The 16,559-nt window shown below is 36.9% G+C and carries 18 protein-coding genes; 3 read left to right on the forward strand and 15 right to left on the reverse strand.

The features are described 5' to 3' along the window. Window positions 1-201 precede the first annotated feature (201 nt). The gene (locus tag WBM70_RS02430; RefSeq protein ID WP_424556926.1) at window positions 202-1,569 is read right to left on the reverse strand and encodes an FAD-dependent oxidoreductase; all 1,368 of its coding nucleotides are present in this window, start codon (window positions 1,567-1,569) and stop codon (window positions 202-204) included. A 593-nt stretch (window positions 1,570-2,162) separates the two neighbouring features. Next, the gene (locus WBM70_RS02435; protein ID WP_424556927.1) at window positions 2,163-2,888 is read right to left on the reverse strand and encodes a Rieske 2Fe-2S domain-containing protein; all 726 of its coding nucleotides are present in this window, start codon (window positions 2,886-2,888) and stop codon (window positions 2,163-2,165) included. Between the two features lie 231 nt (window positions 2,889-3,119). Here WBM70_RS02435 and rpsF point away from each other — a divergent pair, with 231 nt between their 5' ends. Genes rpsF through rpsR form a run of 3 tightly spaced genes read left to right on the forward strand, consistent with a single transcriptional unit; the run spans window position 3,120 to window position 4,323 of the window. Then, window positions 3,120-3,527 carry a 30S ribosomal protein S6 gene (gene rpsF, locus WBM70_RS02440; protein ID WP_424556928.1) on the forward strand — a complete coding sequence of 136 codons (408 nt, stop codon included), beginning with the start codon at window positions 3,120-3,122 and terminating at the stop codon, window positions 3,525-3,527. 25 nt (window positions 3,528-3,552) lie between these two features. Beyond that, window positions 3,553-4,050 carry a single-stranded DNA-binding protein gene (locus WBM70_RS02445; protein ID WP_424556929.1) on the forward strand — a complete coding sequence of 166 codons (498 nt, stop codon included), beginning with the start codon at window positions 3,553-3,555 and terminating at the stop codon, window positions 4,048-4,050. 9 nt (window positions 4,051-4,059) lie between these two features. Then, window positions 4,060-4,323, forward strand: a complete 264-nt coding sequence (rpsR, locus tag WBM70_RS02450) for a 30S ribosomal protein S18 (protein WP_373029167.1) — start codon at window positions 4,060-4,062, stop codon at window positions 4,321-4,323. A gap of 60 nt (window positions 4,324-4,383) precedes the next feature. Here rpsR and WBM70_RS02455 read toward each other — a convergent pair whose 3' ends face one another. From WBM70_RS02455 to WBM70_RS02515, 13 genes are all read right to left on the reverse strand, one after another. After that, on the reverse strand, window positions 4,384-5,091 hold the full coding sequence (locus tag WBM70_RS02455) for a methyltransferase domain-containing protein (RefSeq protein ID WP_424556930.1): 708 nt from the start codon (window positions 5,089-5,091) through the stop codon (window positions 4,384-4,386). Beyond that, window positions 5,084-5,704 (reverse strand): ATP phosphoribosyltransferase, encoded by a 621-nt coding sequence (hisG, locus tag WBM70_RS02460; RefSeq protein WP_424556931.1) that lies wholly within the window; start codon window positions 5,702-5,704, stop codon window positions 5,084-5,086. Before hisG ends, WBM70_RS02455 begins: the two co-directional genes overlap by 8 nt. Beyond that, window positions 5,698-6,321: a type III pantothenate kinase gene (locus tag WBM70_RS02465; protein ID WP_424556932.1), complete on the reverse strand. Its 624-nt coding sequence runs from the start codon at window positions 6,319-6,321 to the stop codon at window positions 5,698-5,700. Before WBM70_RS02465 ends, hisG begins: the two co-directional genes overlap by 7 nt. A gap of 31 nt (window positions 6,322-6,352) precedes the next feature. Next, window positions 6,353-6,688 carry a hypothetical protein gene (locus WBM70_RS02470; RefSeq protein ID WP_424556933.1) on the reverse strand — a complete coding sequence of 112 codons (336 nt, stop codon included), beginning with the start codon at window positions 6,686-6,688 and terminating at the stop codon, window positions 6,353-6,355. After that, entirely contained in the window at window positions 6,685-7,509 is an 825-nt protein-coding gene (locus WBM70_RS02475; RefSeq protein WP_424556934.1) for a tyrosine-type recombinase/integrase, read from the reverse strand. The genes WBM70_RS02470 and WBM70_RS02475 overlap by 4 nt, the downstream gene beginning before the upstream one ends. Further along, window positions 7,502-8,515, reverse strand: coding sequence for a hypothetical protein (locus WBM70_RS02480; protein WP_424556935.1), 1,014 nt, complete (start codon window positions 8,513-8,515; stop codon window positions 7,502-7,504). Before WBM70_RS02480 ends, WBM70_RS02475 begins: the two co-directional genes overlap by 8 nt. Then, window positions 8,515-9,093, reverse strand: coding sequence for a hypothetical protein (locus WBM70_RS02485; protein ID WP_424556936.1), 579 nt, complete (start codon window positions 9,091-9,093; stop codon window positions 8,515-8,517). Before WBM70_RS02485 ends, WBM70_RS02480 begins: the two co-directional genes overlap by 1 nt. 88 nt (window positions 9,094-9,181) lie before the next feature. Next, complete coding sequence (locus WBM70_RS02490; RefSeq protein WP_424556937.1) at window positions 9,182-11,404, reverse strand: endonuclease MutS2; 2,223 nt, start codon at window positions 11,402-11,404, stop codon at window positions 9,182-9,184. 105 nt (window positions 11,405-11,509) lie between these two features. Next, window positions 11,510-12,301: a DUF481 domain-containing protein gene (locus WBM70_RS02495; protein ID WP_424556938.1), complete on the reverse strand. Its 792-nt coding sequence runs from the start codon at window positions 12,299-12,301 to the stop codon at window positions 11,510-11,512. A 99-nt stretch (window positions 12,302-12,400) separates the two neighbouring features. Beyond that, window positions 12,401-13,717 (reverse strand): UDP-N-acetylmuramate--L-alanine ligase, encoded by a 1,317-nt coding sequence (gene murC / locus WBM70_RS02500; protein ID WP_424556939.1) that lies wholly within the window; start codon window positions 13,715-13,717, stop codon window positions 12,401-12,403. After that, window positions 13,718-14,317 carry a hypothetical protein gene (locus WBM70_RS02505; RefSeq protein ID WP_424556940.1) on the reverse strand — a complete coding sequence of 200 codons (600 nt, stop codon included), beginning with the start codon at window positions 14,315-14,317 and terminating at the stop codon, window positions 13,718-13,720. Next, window positions 14,317-15,441 (reverse strand): succinyldiaminopimelate transaminase, encoded by a 1,125-nt coding sequence (locus WBM70_RS02510; protein WP_424556941.1) that lies wholly within the window; start codon window positions 15,439-15,441, stop codon window positions 14,317-14,319. The genes WBM70_RS02505 and WBM70_RS02510 overlap by 1 nt, the downstream gene beginning before the upstream one ends. A gap of 44 nt (window positions 15,442-15,485) precedes the next feature. After that, on the reverse strand, window positions 15,486-16,559 hold a 1,074-nt coding region (locus WBM70_RS02515; protein ID WP_424556942.1), incomplete at its 5' end, for a D-alanyl-D-alanine carboxypeptidase.

Below are 16,559 nucleotides of genomic sequence, written 5' to 3' on the forward strand. Positions count from 1 at the left end.
TCTTCTAAAGCATTTTGAAGAAATATAATAAGTTAAGATTTTTAATGAATTGTGCTTAGATTTAAAAGTTTAAATAGATAGAGATTTTTGATTAGTTGTACGTAGATTTGAAAGCTTGGGTAAAGGAGCTTAATTCAAGTAAGTGAATGCACCCATCTTTTAAAGATGGGTGCAAATAATCTAAAAGATTATCTATTTCTATTAAGAGAACATTTCTCTCATTACTCCGCCGAACCACTCTCTAGTAGCAGTTGCAGTACCTTTAGATCTGAATTTACCGTTGCCATCTTTTGGCTTAGGAACATTTCCTTTACCTTTCAGTTTACCACTTGGATCTGCTGTAAATGTAAGTGTAACCATGATCGCTTCTTCTGGTTTACCACCTACCATTGAGAAACATACGTTTGCTGCTTTAGCTGGAAGACCTGCTTTAGGATCAGATACTTTACCGTTAAGTTGATCAATGATCTGTCCTGTAGCTCTATGAGCACCCCAGATAGCTGTTTGACCACTTGGTGGGATAGCATGAGTAACAGCATCACCAATAACATAAACGTTTTTATCTGTTTTAGATCTGAAGCTGAAACCGTCCATCATTGCATAACCAGCACCATTGTGCTCAATACCTGCCATAGCAATTACTGGTGAACATTTGTTGATAGGAATAAGGTTACATACTTCATACTTTTCAGTTTTGACTGTACCTTTTTCATCATCATCATTTGCAAACTCAGTATATGTGATTGTTTTAGCTACTGGATCTACATCAGTTACTTCTGTAAGACCTTTATACTCAATTTGATCTTTAAATAAATCAGCCCAAGATTCTTTAAATGCTGCCGCTTTTGCAAATTTACCACCTCTAGTATCAAGTACAATTACTTTACCTTTGATACCTTCATTTTTCAAGTAGTTTGCAATCATAGCTGTTCTCTCATATGGTGCTGGAGGACATCTAAATTTACCTTTTGCAGGTGGTACAATATATACGTTACCATCATCCATATTTTCAAGTTGTCTTTTAAGTGCAATGTGCTCATTACCTGGCATAAGTGCTCCTGGACAAGCTGCTGCTACATGAGCAATTTTTTCTTTTGACCATTTTGGAAATTGATTCTCATAGTCATATGCAATACCTGGAGAAAGCACAAGAATATCATAAGCAACATCACCACACGTTGAAGTTGAAACTGTTTTCGCTTTTCTATCGATAGATGTTACTTCTGAATTTACAAAAGTGTAACCATACTTTGTTGCTGGTTGACCATAATCACCAACAAACATATCTAAAGCCATGTTGTCAAGTCCACCAAGTAATCCATTTGATAATGGACAAGCCATATGCATAGCTCTTTTCTCAATCACTGTTACATCAATGCTTTTATCTTTTTGTCTAAGTGCCTTAGCCATTGTAAGTCCACCAAAACCAGCTCCGATAATTACTACAGATTTCCCAGTTGCTTTTTTAGCTGCCGCTTTTTTCCCACTCGCTACCGCCATGCTTGGCATAGCTGCAGCCGCTGCAGCAACACCAGCAAGTTTAAACGTATCTCTTCTATTCATTGCCATAATGTCTCCTATTTAGAATTGTATTGTTAATCTCTTTACATAATATAAAGTAATCCAATTATGACAGAAGTTATATTTAATGGCAATTATTTTGAAGTAATTTATGAATTTTTTTGAAGTTGTAACAAAAAGGCACAAGGAAATTTTAATGTAATAACCACAGAAAATAATGTAGTTTATTCTACCTTATATATAGGGCTTTTAGGCCTGTATCATCTCTTTTATGATAGTGTGTAAATGGATCTATTTTAACGTCATTTTTTGTCATTTTTTTAGATTTTCACTTTTTTTATAAAATTTTTTGACTGCATCTGAATACTATTGGATCTCATACTGTAACTGTCCATATTTTATCATCTGCATCAATTTAAGAATAGATAGAAATCACATCTTTCTTCACCTGTCATTTTCTAGTTTTGATCTTGTTTATATGTGCATGCAAAAAAATTTCAAAGTATAGAGACAATACTTCATTTTGTACTATTGAGGAGATTTTTTTCTTTCTTTTTATGTATATAGATATGAGATTTTGGATGATAATTTAAAAACTATAAGGTAGGATAAAGATATCTTACCTTATATATGGAAGGGTATTAAGCTTGGATCAACTCTTTTGAGAAGTTTGTAAGTGTTTGTACCTTTGCTTCTCCTGTTGTGAGTTTTTTAGCACCTCTTCTTCCATAATCCGCTTTGTGCTGTTGTTTAAATGAATCAAAGAAGTCTTGGAATTTTGTCGGTCCAAGCACAGCAACGGCCCAGATATTATCATCTGCATCAATTTCAAGAATAATAGAAGCCAAACCTTGTTTTGCTGGTCCACCCACAACTTTACCACCTTCGTTTGGATCGTATGCAGCAAGGTGTGAAGTACAGACAAAAACACCTGCTCTATCATATGCTAATGTTTTTCCTGAAGTTGGTACATACTGGAACATAGACATGGCAGCTGTAGGATGCGTTAATTGATGCGCACAGATAGCAGAATAAGCAACAATTGTTCCTTTTGCTCCTGCACCACCTTTATAAACATATTCAGTTCCATCTTCAGCTTTAAGCTTAATATCTTTTTGTGTAGGCTTAGGAAGATCAACCATGATCGCAGGAGTCGCAGCATGGGGATACATAAATACATAGTTCTCTTCTTTGACCAACGCTTTTGATTTTAACGGATTACCTTCTGCATCTTTAAGTTGTGCCTTTTCAAATGCTTGAAATAGACTACCATCTTCTGCATAAAGCTTCTGTGTGATAAGTGATGGAGCAATCGCTACTGCCATTGCCGATGTTGCTGATAAACGTAAAAAATTTCTTCTTTCCATAATAATTCCCTTTGCTATAAATTAACTTTATCAAATAATACAAGAAAACTTATTAATATTACGAGTTTATAACAAAAAAATATCTAAAAAATATTCTAATGTGTGACTAAGGGATATTATTGTAATATAACGCTTCCAAAATTCTTGCTCATTTTTGGACAGCTATACTTACATTAAGTAGATGTTTGTTTACAGCTGTATACATGGGCTATTAAACCAAAAGGAAACAATATGACTTGTTATGAAACACTGTTTGTAATTAAACCTACACTTACAGAAGAAGAGATTGCAGCACAAATTACGAAAGTAAAAAATGTTCTTGCTAAAGAAGGTGCCGAGCTAGTTGGTACTAATGATATGGGTATGAGAAAACTTGCATACCAAGTAGAAAAGCATGCTAGAGGTTACTATACTGTTCTTTTCTATAAAGCAGAAGGTACAACGATCCAAGAACTTGAGAGAAATCTTAAGATCAACGAAGATGTCATGAAGTTTTTAACTGTAAAATATACTAAAAACAAAGAGCTAGCACAATTTAATAAACTTGTGGCAGCAGCGAACAAAAAAGAAGCTACTCCTGTAGCAGAGACGAAAGCACCTGAGGCAGCAGCGCCTGCAACAGAAGCTACAGAAGCATAATCAACCATAGATTAGGAGCAACCTTATGTACAACAAGATAATTTTAGCCGGAAACCTCACGAGAGATATTGAGATCAAATATACACAAAGTGGATCTGCCATTGGTAGTACTGCCATCGCAACTTCACGTAAATTCAAGTCTCAAACTGGTGAACAAAAAGAAGAAGTACTCTTTGTAGACCTTACTTTTTTTGGTAGAACTGCTGAAATTGCAAATCAGTACTTACGTAAAGGTAGCAAAGTTTTAGTAGATGGAAGATTGAAGCTAGATCAGTGGACAGCACAAGACGGAAGCAAAAGAAGTAAACACTCAGTAACAGTGGAAAACCTTCAAATGCTAGGAAGTAAAGACGAAGCAGCACCTATGGGTGGTAATGCATATAGTCAACAAGGTGGAACAGATTATAATGCTCCATCAAACGATAGCTATAGCCAACCTGCACCGTCTGCTCCGAAAGCTGCACCACAACCTACGTCAAACATCCCAGAAATTGACATCAATGAAGATGAAATACCGTTTTAGGAGAACACCATGGCAGAAAGAAGAAAATTTAAAAAAAGATTTTGTAAATATTGTGAATTAAAAGTAGACTTTATAGACTACAAAGATTTAGGACAACTTAAATTCTCACTAAGTGAGAGATTTAAAATTATGCCAAGAAGACTCACTGGTAACTGTAAAAGACACCAAGAGCTTGTAACAGGCGCAATCAAAAGAGCTAGACAAACAGCACTTATTCCTTATATCGTAGATAGAAAGAATGTTGTTGAAAATCCATTCGAAAACGTAAGATAGGTTTTACCTCTCTTATAGAAGTCCATCTTACTGATGGACTTCGCACTTCATAGATCCCTATTAACCCTTTTTTAACACAAGAAACGCTTTATCCGCTTCATCAAAACCGTAAAGATTGACATCATCACTCTGTACCAGTTCTAGACCACTTACCATAACGATATCGCCTACTGTATGATAATATTGTCTGATCGTTTCTTGAGACTTGTTAAATGTAATGCCCTCTTTTTCAAAAAGTGTGAACTCGGCACTATACTCACAATTCTCAAAATCACTGTCGATGGTTAAAAATCTCTCTTCATCATCTACAATGTAAGCACCGACTGCTACATTTTCAAAACCATATAATGTGTTTATATCACAAAGAAAGAGTCCATCATCATTTAAATGTTCTCTGACACACGCAAAAAAATGTTTTAGTTGTTCTTTGTCTAGATAATTCAACATATCAAATACAGCTGTCAATACATCATACTGACCCTTTACATCACATAGGTTGATACACTCAGCATCATAGCCTTGTTCAAGTGTTTTGGAAACCATCATAGGACTAAGATCTATCCCTTTTACTCGAGGTATCTTTAGTGCACCATGTATTTGACGTAAAAAATCTCCAGAACCGCAACCCACATCTAAAAGGGTCTCAAAGTCTACAGAACTTAAAAAAAGAAGGTAATGTGCATAAAGATCTGGAGCAGCTTCTTTTACACCGAGGAGGTCCTCTACTTTTGCGTAGAGATCAAGTGGGTCAACAGCTGAATCAACCACGACTCTCTACAACCGTTTTGATCTTTTCATATAAAGAAAGGATCTCTTCTTTCTTTCCATAAAAACTGTTTTTATTTGAGATAAGATGCGCAGAAGAATCCATAATATCTTCAGCCACTTTCAATCCGTTTTCTCTCATCGTAGAACCTGTTTCTACGATATCCACAATAGCATCTGCCAAGCCAACAAGAGGAGCCAATTCTATAGAACCATAAAGTTTCACCACTTCTACACCTACTGCTTTTTGCGCAAAGTAATTCTTCGTGATGTTTACCATTTTGGTTGCTACTTTAATGTTAGGACGTGACCAGTCCAGTTCATCTTCATTTTTAATACCAATAGAAACTTTACACTTACCTAACTGCATATCAAGAAGTTGGATGATGTCCAGCTCTTTTTCCGTAATCACGTCAAGTCCTACTACACCGATATCTGCTGCACCATGCTCAACATACGTTGGTACATCTTGATTACGTACGTTTAAAAAACGAAAGTCACCCATATCCAATATGAGTTCTCTACCTTCAAACTTAAATTCTCCACCGAAAATTTCAGCAAATATTTCAAGTGTTTGCTCTGCTATTCTTCCTTTTGGAAGTGCTACTGTTAACATATCTCTGCTTCCTTAATCACTTTTCGCATCCCATCAAATACCAACATTTCATCATACGTAGCTTCTTTAAAAAAACTTGACAAAAGTTTTCCATCTCCACCGGTAAAATAGAGTTTTTTACCATTACTATGTTTATCTATGAGTGCTTTTATAGACGCGATTATACCATAGCTTATCCCATCTTTAGTTGTTGTAGGTAACCTCACTAAAGATATTTTTTCATTCAACTGGGTTTCAAGTGCAGGTGAGATAGCTGCATAAGTATCGAGCATCGCTTTTAAACCAGGATATATAAATCCACCCATATAGGTACCATCTTGCATGATATCAACGGTAATGGCCGAACCCGCATCTACAAAAACCCCATCTTTATGACTTAGACACAATGCCTTTCTATCAACACCCATCGTCTCATAGGCACCCTGCAATTCCATCTGTGCTGAGATATTTTTCCATAAAGCGATATCTTGAATGGCAGTGTCCAATTGTTGTTTCACAGAGATATAACAAAGTAATTCTTTACTATATTTACTGATAGCCTCTTTATACGATAAATGCTCCACCTTAGAACCATCATAAATATGAAAATAGCTATTCCCAATGTCTGCAAGTAACACTCTCTCCCTTATCACAAGAGGCCTTGTCTCCTTATTCGGACACATGCCATACCTTCCATCCATTCTCTTCTAACATCGCTTTTGCATGAGAACACAATGGTGCTTTGACTATGATATATTTTTTTGTGATCTTACTGCCAATATAGTTTTCCAACTTTTCATGTAAAAGCATCAATTCACCTGCTTCTTTGCGAAGTACCCTGCTCTTCTTTTCAACTTCCATAACCAGTGCATAATAGTTCTGTTTTAGCTCAACACCCAAATAGAGAGAAATCTTTTTACGAGAACCCAACTCTTTGGGCGTGATCTCTTTGAGTGATTTAAAAATAATGTTTTTATGGTTTAAATATTCAACCAACTCTTTCATGATGCTCCTTTAAGGGGATGATAACTGTTCATAGTCTCTGCCAAATTCTGTTTTTGTATATGTGTATAGATCTGTGTGGTCTCCAAGGAACTGTGACCTAATAGCTCTTGCACTACACGCAGATCTGCACCGCCAATAATAAGAGATGAAGCAAATGAATGTCTCAAGACATGGGGTGATACGCCCAAATACTTCTTCACTATTTTATAAGCGGAGATACGGCTGAGTACATCGCCTTTGTAATTCAACCAGATATGACTACTTGCCATGCTTTGTTCTTGCATATACATTTCTAATGCCTCAACAGCTATAGGAGCAAGAGGTACTATACGCTCTTTTTCGCCCTTGGCAAAACGTATCTTCAACCAACCGTCTACGATATCACTACGTTGTACACTTAATGCTTCAGATATCCGACATCCACTAGCATATAAAAAAAGTATCAGTGTATAATCACGTAACCCAATCAGTGTGCTTCTGTCAATACTTTTTAAACCCTTTAAGATATCCTCACTGCTCATATATTTAGGTAGGTTTTTGGGTACTTTTGCCATAGGGATCTTAATTTTTTCATGTCTGAAATCTTGTTTATGACAAAAATGGAAAAATGCATTGATAGAAGAGAGTTTTCTGTTTAATGTTCTTTTATTTTCAAAGGAAGATAGATATTTTAAGATATCCGTAGTATCAAGTTTGGTCAGTGTTTTTTTACTCGCTTCTTCCAATTGGCCAAGGTCAGCCAAATAAGAAGAAACAGTCAGTGTATCAAGTGCCTTTGTAACACTTAAATACTCTTCAAAGGCTATCAGTAGATCACTCATAACCTAGTTTTGACAATTCAATTATATCACCATCTTTATAGAGCTTTGTTCCTGCAATAAATGCTGGTTCATCTACTTCTCCAAGGTCATAGATCTTCTGTTTACTTAAAGCACTGTCCATAACGATAAGTGAACCTCCTTGATCTAGAGCATACACTCTGCCATTAAAGGCTGTACCTGCAGAGTAGTGTGCAAATTTATACTTTGATTCTCCAACTTTTTCAAGATCATTATCCAATGCGATGACTTCACCTTCTTTTGTAAAGAGATAAATGATCCCATTATCATATGCGACTTCAGAGATATTTTCTTGATACTCTCTTTGCCCACCATTACCCAATGTAAGAAGTTTTTTTGGCGTTGCAGCGATCATAGTATTACTCTTACGAGTTAAGTATATGATATTATTAAATGCTTTTTCATTACTGATATAAACTACTTTTGCATTTTCACTATCTGCTACATCGACAATAATAAGTTTCCCATCAAGCATAGGCATCACAACTAGATTATCAATAAATATTGGACTTGCGGCTCTTGTATCAATAGCAAATGTTGTCTCAGAACGACTTTCAACCACTTTTCTGTTATCTGCCATTTGATAGATACCAAAACTATTGTTGTTGAGCACATATGCTATGACACCATTTTTGATCGTTGCAGAAACAACAGGTATTTTTAGAGAAACAGCACGTACTGCATCCTTCGTTTTTTTATCGATAACTTTTAAAATACCCTCAGGATTTGCAGCCAGCACATACTTATCACTTTCATTTATAAATCTATAACCTTCACCAAGATTGATACTACTTATACCCGTTTTTCCTATGTATTGTCCACTTTTAAGCGTCGCACCATCACGGCTGATATCAGTGATATTCTCACCATTTGAAGTGGAAGCATTTGATGCCGAAAATGTTTGCTCTGGTTCAAAATATTTTTTACTGCTACATCCGAAAAAAAGTAATGCTGCTAACGTAAATGCAATAAGTGACAGAGCTTTCATTATTTTGCCTTTATGGTAGAGTGTTTAAGGAATTCTGTAATGACAGAAAGTGCTGAGCGTTCATCGATAAGTTCCAATTTATTCTGGGCCATCTTTACATCACCTGCAACGATCGCCAAGTATGCTTCTTGAAACAATGCCATCTCTTTATAGAGTTTTGAATCAACAGGTTTTTTATTCAGTACTCCTGCAGTATAACCACTCGCATCAGCGATAACACTATTGTTACTTGCAGACAAAGCCTCTAAAGCTTTCACATCTTCTTTTTCAACTGCTTGTGAATAAGTATAAAGCTCAAAAAGTGCCGGGTTGTTCTCTTTAAGTGCTTTAAGTGCATTGGCATCATCACTTTTGGTCTGCAGTGTGAGAAAAGCTTCATTGGCTTTTTCAAGTTTTCCTTGATGCACAGTATCCATTGCCGCTTGACCACCAAAAAATAAGATGAGTGCTACAACAACACCCCATAAATGAAACTTGTATTTTTTATAAAGTGACTCTAGTTTAAAAGCACTCTCAAGTACCTTTTCATCTCCACTTAACTCTTTTTTTACATAATTCACATCATCTTTAATGCTCACGTAATTCTCCTGCAACAGTTTAATTGCTTATATTATACCTTTTGGAGTTAAAAGAGGGGTTATAGAACTCTCTGAATACGAGAGAGTTCTATAGTTCTACAACTGTAATTCCTAAGTTTCCAGGCATTCTATAATATTTCTGTATCTTTGGGTGCTTTTTAAGATACTCACTCACCAATTTTGCTAACACACCCCCACCGGTACCATGAATGATCTGTACTTCACTTAAGCCATTTACCAATGCATCTGAAAGAAACTTATCAACCGTATCTATGGCTTCATCTCCATACATACCGAGTAGTTTCACAGAGACAGATGCCCCTGATTTTTCAACATTTACCTTGACTTCTTTTGCTTTAGGTTTCACTTTTATCTGAGGTGTATCTCCCCTTCTTTTGAGTTGTCCCAGAGGCACTCTCATCTTCAAACCATCTACGATGATCGTAGCATCTTTTCCGCGTATAGCAAGTATCTCACCTTTATGAGAACGGTACTTTACCTTATCCCCCTCTTTAAGTGGAACTTCATCTTTTAATTTCACTTCCTTTTGCTTAAAGTCTTTACGCTGGTGTGCCACATTAAGTAGACGTCTCCCCTCTGTTGACTCTTGTACTTTTAAGGCTTCTCTTGCTTTTTTCGTCGCAGCATTATAGCGATTCTCAAGTGTAGCGATCGCTTTTCTATGACTCTCCTGAAGTTTCAGCTCTTCATCTAAAAGCTTCTGTTTTTGTCTCTCTACAGACTTCAGTTCATCATCTACCTTAGCGATCTTCAAACGCATTTCACGTTCAAGTGAGGTAGATCTTTCTATGAGTTCATTAAGATTTTCCTTGTCCTCACCATAAACCTCTTTTGCTTTATTGACGATGGATACCGGCACTCCATACCGTTGTGCCGTCTCAAATGCATAACTCTTTCCGATACTCCCCTGCAAGAAAGTATAGGTAGGTACTCTGCGTTCTTCATCATAGAGTGCCGCGATGAGCTCCACCTCATCATCACCTGCCATCAGTGAAGCCAAACGCTTGTGGTGTGTCGTTACGATAAAAGTGATGCCTTTTTTTCGCAATTCATCCAGCATCACTCGAAACAAACTGGCCGCTTCATCACTGTCGGTCCCTAACTCTATCTCATCTACTCCGACGATTGCATCTTCTTTATTAAAAAGTTTTGCAAACTCCTGCATACGACCTGCAAAAGTTGAAATATCATTCTTGACAGATTGAGGGTCATCAATAACAGCTTCTATACCTTTGTAATGCCCTACTTGTGTATGTGCTGCATTACATTTGAAGGGAAGCAAGTATTTACTCATATAGACTGCTGAAAGCAAAGACTTTAAGAGCATCGTTTTACCACCGGCATTCACACCTGTGATAAGCATGATCTGTTTAGAAAAATCCATAGTAATGGGTACGGGGTTCTCTATAGCAGGGTGTGCGAAATCTTCTAATTTGATACGTTTATTTTTGCTTGGCAAGATGAACTCATACTCTTTGGCTCTTGCAAAGCTCACCCGTGCCTGGTAGTGGTCAAACCTGTCATACTCTTTATTGATAAACGCTAAGAAACGTTCCCATTTAAAAAAGGTCGCTGAGATATTTTTACAATAGGTATAGATCAACTCCTCTTTACTGCTAAGTAGTGCAGACTCTTTCTCTTTTAAGTGAGAAATACTTTGAGGGATGATATAAAAAAAGCCTCCAGAACTACGTGCAGCGACCGTAGCCTTAATCGCATTATTGAACCCTCCACGTACCAACAAGGTCTCTTCTCCACCATTGAAGTGTACTTGTGTATCTACAAGATAGTCTCTAAGTTTACTTGAGTGTGCCAATTTATAGAGTGTCTCTTTAATGTCTATCTTATTTTGCTTGATCGCTCGTTCAAGTTTGTACAGTTCAGGATCACGTTCAGGATTGATATCTCCTTCGGCAGTGAAATACCCTATGATCTCTACGATCTCTTCAGGAATTTCTATGCTTTGTATCCAAGAGATAAGCGGTTCTGTAAAACCTACTGCATTAAGGGTATTAAAGTACGAGATCATCGAAATAAAAGCATAGATCTCATCTAAGGAAAGTACCCCTTGTTTTTTAATAAGATTGAGTTCTCTGTCTAAATTTGGTACTGGATTTGGTATGGGAAATTGTACTTTGGAGAGTGCCTGTATATAACGATAATGCTGATTAATATCCCCCATCATTGCTATAGGTTTTTCTCTGGCTAAGAACTTTTGAAACTGCTGGATATATCCATCTAGGTCCAATTTCTGTATGATAGATTTTTCGTTTGATTGTTCTGTTCGCACCAGTACTCTTCCTCGGGTCACTAAATATAATAGAATTATAGCGAATTATGTATAGGTTAGAAAAAAAGCGTACACGAAAATTTCCTGTACACTTACTGTAAAATATTAGAAATTGTACCCAACTCTTACGATCGTTTTCGTATCGGTTTTTTCAAACCCGACAGGAGGAAGATTATCATAATTCACTTCTCCCTCCAAAATCACACTTATATCTGTTGCAACTGCGAAATTAAGCCCTGCTACAAAAAGTATCTCATAATCGTTTGAGAAGTTTTCAAAATTTTCGAATGCGCCTAGTTTTACATACAGATGACTTATTGTATTAAGTTGATTCGTATATTCTAAATATTGGTTGAAAGAGATAAACTCTTCATCAGGCTGATCATTGCTATGTTGTTGTAAATTATATGCAATACCTATTCTGGCTTTAAAAAGATGTTGACCATCATTATAAAGCTCTTTACCTATACCTGTAGCTATAGATAATTTGTTGTCATAATTTCTGAACTCATTTCTCAGCCAATGCGCAGATGCATATACCAGCCATTTATCGATAATAGACTGTTCTAAAGCAAGATTTGCACTGTACTCTTCATTATCTTTCACATCGTTGTTCTCTGTAACAAATGCATTTGCATCAAACATTAATTTAAGCGGTTTATTCTCATACCCCGATTTGATAACGGACATAGTATATTTACCATTTAAATTCATTGTATCTGTATTACCTGTAAGATTTGAAAACCCGATATTGATGCTTTGCTTCAATTCTTTACTTGCCTCAATCTTTTGATAGGTTGAGTACTCTGATCCTACATCACTTACTTTTACTTCATCAGCCATCACTGTTGCTGGAAGTAGTAAAGTGCATAGGAAAAGTATCATTTTTTTCTTCATTGTTTATCCTTATAATATATTTGATTGGATTTTAAAGAATCATCCATAACTTGATGTGTCAAGATCATAGTTTTTTTAGTTCGCTCACAAATGAGGAGCTTAAGCCTCTCCTCGTATCTGATACGTAATATCTCCCGCACCAAAAGCAGTGATAAGTCCATCACTGTATTCTTGTATGATATGACCGTCTTTAAAGATTTTCACTACACCATCTTCTTTCGTGACAGAGTCTGCCATAAGCAGTTTGTAGCGGCTGAATGCACCTTTAAGATCAATGTCCACTTCCAATTCACCTGCTGCCCAGATAGGAAGAATGATCAATTCATCTACACCTTCAAAACAATCTACAAAGCCTTGGAGATTATCCATTGTACGGCTATACTTATGCGGCTGCCAGATGACATTCAGTTTAGAGAATTCACGTAAATTCTTATAGATCTGCAATGACTCCATTGTGACTTTTATCTCTGTTGGATGATGTCCATAGTCATCTATGACCACACACTCTTCTTGGTTTTGTACAATGTCAAAACGTTTCTTGATTCCTTTATAGTGTAAAAGATTTGCTCGTATATCTTCTAGCTCCTCTCCTAACTCTAAAGCACCCAATATCGCTAACGCGGCATCCAAAGCAATATGGTTTCCAAAACCGAATACTTCAAATGACCCCAGATCTAAAAGTTCAAACTTAGTATGAGGCTCGCCATCGACTAAAACAAATTCAATGTTTTTGATATCTTTAGATGGGTACAGTTTAATGCTATCCATCTCCAAAGAAGAGAGAAATTCATCTTCTGCATTGATCACACGTATTTTAGCTAGAGATAAAAAGTTTCTATAGGCATTGTAAAAACGCTCTTCATCATACTCATAGTATTCCATATGCTCTGGTTCAACATTGGTCACGATGGCAAGATGCGGATTGGAATTTAAAAAACTCTCGTCACTCTCATCTGCTTCAAAGACCACTTTGTCGTTGGGATAATTACGTACGTTTGAGCCAAACTCTTTACTGATAGCCCCAATAAGAGCATTAGACTCAGGAATGATGGAAGAGAGCATCGCTGAAGTGGTACTCTTACCATGTGCTCCACCCACCGCATAGACTTCTTTGTTACCCAAGATACTTTTTAAAGACTCTTTACGTGAAAGTAACTCTATCCCTAACTCCTGTGCTTTTTGATACTCAGGATTATTAGGACGCACAGCCGCGGAATAGATAACTCTATCTACACCTTCCACAGCATCTTCATGGTGCGGTATAGTGATCTTCGCATCAAAGTTCGTTGCCAGGTCATTGGTGATCTCTGTTTGTTTGATATCTGACCCAGAGATCTTATGTCCGTCATTAAAAAGAAACTTTGCCAACGCTGAAAGTCCAATACCGCCAATGCCTATAAAATGTATTTTTTTCACCTATTTTTCCTTTGACTCATCCAGTACTCTAAGTTCTTCTTTACCCTGCTTTACATGTTTTGCAAACATTGTAAGTAAAATGTCTGTAGGCTGTGTAAATGTCTGTATGAAAAAAGCAAGAGGATCATGCTCATTTACGCCTTCAACATCGACAAGATTTTCTATAAAATCTTCAAAACTGTTCCCCGCCATCACTGCAGCTGCATGTACCATCATCGCATCTTTAAGGTCTGCATGGTCGATCGTATAGTTCAGCACAAGAAAGATCTCTTTTGCACCCTTTTTGTCATTCTCACTGTAACGCTGGATTCCATGTTCATAGATGGCTCTTGCTGTAGCTAAGTCTTCTGCATCATTCATATCAAATGACTGAGAGCTGGTCAGTTTTTCTGCCAGTCTGTCAAATGCTGTGTTGACAATAAATGTAAAGATCTCATTGATCTCATCTTCCGGGGCTTCAATGATGAGCTGTGCATCTAAAAGCTGGTACCCTTTTGCAATACTCTCTTCTTCTTTACATTCAATTTCAAGTCTCTGAATATTCGCTAAAAACTCTGGGTCTTTTTTTAATTCTTCTACGTGTATTTCCGGGTTTTCCATTATTGCTCCAATGCTAATTGTATTCGTTCTAATGCTTCTCTTGTCTTTTCTGCTTCATACACAAGGGCCAGTCTCACATACCCTTGACCTTCACCTTCCCGTCCTAAAAAGGAACCGGGGATGACTTTGAGATTATACTCTTTAAAAAGTTTTACAGTAAAGTCTATCTCATCTTTGACTTTGAGCCAAATATAGAATGTCGCCTCAGGAGCATCTACACCTAAAACCTCTTTGGCTACTTCAAAATTCTTTTTATATTTCGCTCTAAATCCATCTACATGTTCCTGATCTGCCCATGCAGCTGCCGCAGCATGCTGGAGTGGTAGTGGTGATGCACAACCCACATAAGTTCTATAGACCATATACTCTTTAAGTATCTCTGCATCACCTGCGATGAAACCAGAACGGAGTCCCGGTGCAGATGAACGTTTAGAAATAGAGTTGATCACCAACACATTCTTAAAGCTTTCATTTCCGACTTCTATGCTTGCATTGAGAAGTGAAGGAAGAGGCTCATCCAAGTAAAGATCAGCATAACACTCATCATTTAAAAGTACAAAATCATGTTTGAGTGCCAACTCTACCCAACGCTTCAGATCTTCCATACACATGACTGATGATGTAGGATTGTTAGGTGAATTGAGTATCACAAAATCTGCTCTGCTTAGTGATTCTTCATTGATTACAGGTTGAAAGTGATTTGTTTCATGAAGATTCAGGTAAATGACCTCAGCTCTGCATGCTTTAGCCGCACCTTCATAGATCTGGTAAAAAGGGTTGGGAAAAACCATTACAGGATCTTTTACATCATGCAGTAAAAATTGTGGGAAGTTAAACAGTACTTCTCTTGTACCGAATGTAGGAATGATCTGTGCATGTGTCAGTGTTAGACCGAAACGTTCTTTGTTATAGGTCAACATCCCTTCTCTAAGCTCTGCTTCACCAGCAGTTTTCGGATACTTATTGAGTAGTGAAGAGGCATCATTGAGTGCATCCAGTATAAATGCGGGTGTCTCAAACTGAGGCTCACCGATCGTCAGGCTCAGTGCACTGTAATCACTGTTAGGTGTTACATTTTCAAGTAGTTGATTGAGTTTCTCAAAAGGGTAAGTTTCAAAGTTCATTGTTGCCCTAAATTTTTAAGGGATTATATCGTATTTGGTGTAAACTACAACTTTACGATAAATGCACCGATATTGATATGTTCACGTACTTTTTTTAAGGCTTTCCTCGCATTTGTTTCATCATTATATGCACCGATAAACACTTTATATTTATCTGTATGACGTACAGTGTAAGTGAACCCTAAAGCTTTTATCTCTGATAAATAGTTTTTGTTCGGCATCGCAGCGAAGGAACCAGCTTGTACATAATACTTCACAGCAGGATCCTTTGCTGCATATTGCATTTTAGGTGGTACTTTTGTTTTGACGTTTGTAAATAAATTATCTGATTGACTCTTTTTCTTTGTGACTTTTTTCTTTATAACTTTTTTGGGAGAAGATCTCAACGTAGGTTTAGCAGTAGTTTTCGCCAACCACTTCATAATCTCATTTTGTAATTTTGCACCACGATATCTTGCCTTTGTACTATTAATGATAATCACAACTGTATAGTATTTCCCTGCTTTGTTTTTAACATACCCACCTATATTTTTGACTCGTTTCAGTGTACCTGTTTTCATCCATGCACGTTTTTTAACAACCGTATGTCTAAAACGTTTTTTGATAGTACCATCTACACCCGCTATAGAAAGTGTATTCATCCATCTGTATCCGTAACGGTCATATGCATGATCAAACATTTCAGCTAAAAGTTTTGCATTCATTTTGGATGTACGTGAGAGACCGCTTCCGTTATCGATCTTCAATTGTCCCTCACCCAAGGCACCTCTGGAATCCAAGATATTAGTGATCGCATCACTTCCTTTTTTTAATGTGGCAGGAGCACCATATGTTTTTGCACCCAAAAGAAGCAACAGATGTCTTGCATAAAGGTTATTGCTCTCTTTGTTTGTTTCAGAAATGATCTCTTCTAAAGAATCCGAATAATACGTAAAAAGTCCTCTTGCTTCTAGGGGTATTTTACGTAATTTCAAGTCACCTCTGACAGGTATCCCCTCTTTTATCAGTCCATCTTTCAAAGCATAATAAAATGACTTATAGGGCTTGGTAATGACTTTACAGATATTACGTTTTCCGCATCGCTTAGAGATCTGCCCTTTCAGGAACACAGTTGGAAT

The sequence above is a fragment of the Sulfurovum sp. genome (assembly GCF_049668085.1).
Taxonomy (GTDB): domain Bacteria; phylum Campylobacterota; class Campylobacteria; order Campylobacterales; family Sulfurovaceae; genus Sulfurovum.

Excerpts from the sequence above, each read along its gene's own strand:
- WBM70_RS02510 (WP_424556941.1), bottom strand. The coding sequence starts at position 15,441 with ATGAACTTTGAAACTTACCCTTTTGAGAAACTCAATCAACTACTTGAA.
- rpsF (WP_424556928.1), top strand. The coding sequence starts at position 3,120 with ATGACTTGTTATGAAACACTGTTTGTAATTAAACCTACACTTACAGAA.
- WBM70_RS02435 (WP_424556927.1), bottom strand. The coding sequence starts at position 2,888 with ATGGAAAGAAGAAATTTTTTACGTTTATCAGCAACATCGGCAATGGCA.
- WBM70_RS02475 (WP_424556934.1), bottom strand. The coding sequence starts at position 7,509 with ATGAGTGATCTACTGATAGCCTTTGAAGAGTATTTAAGTGTTACAAAG.
- WBM70_RS02495 (WP_424556938.1), bottom strand. The coding sequence starts at position 12,301 with ATGAAGAAAAAAATGATACTTTTCCTATGCACTTTACTACTTCCAGCA.
- WBM70_RS02445 (WP_424556929.1), top strand. The coding sequence starts at position 3,553 with ATGTACAACAAGATAATTTTAGCCGGAAACCTCACGAGAGATATTGAG.
- WBM70_RS02480 (WP_424556935.1), bottom strand. The coding sequence starts at position 8,515 with ATGAAAGCTCTGTCACTTATTGCATTTACGTTAGCAGCATTACTTTTT.
- WBM70_RS02505 (WP_424556940.1), bottom strand. The coding sequence starts at position 14,317 with ATGGAAAACCCGGAAATACACGTAGAAGAATTAAAAAAAGACCCAGAG.
- rpsR (WP_373029167.1), top strand. The coding sequence starts at position 4,060 with ATGGCAGAAAGAAGAAAATTTAAAAAAAGATTTTGTAAATATTGTGAA.
- hisG (WP_424556931.1), bottom strand. The coding sequence starts at position 5,704 with ATGTTAACAGTAGCACTTCCAAAAGGAAGAATAGCAGAGCAAACACTT.
- WBM70_RS02470 (WP_424556933.1), bottom strand. The coding sequence starts at position 6,688 with ATGAAAGAGTTGGTTGAATATTTAAACCATAAAAACATTATTTTTAAA.
- WBM70_RS02430 (WP_424556926.1), bottom strand. The coding sequence starts at position 1,569 with ATGGCAATGAATAGAAGAGATACGTTTAAACTTGCTGGTGTTGCTGCA.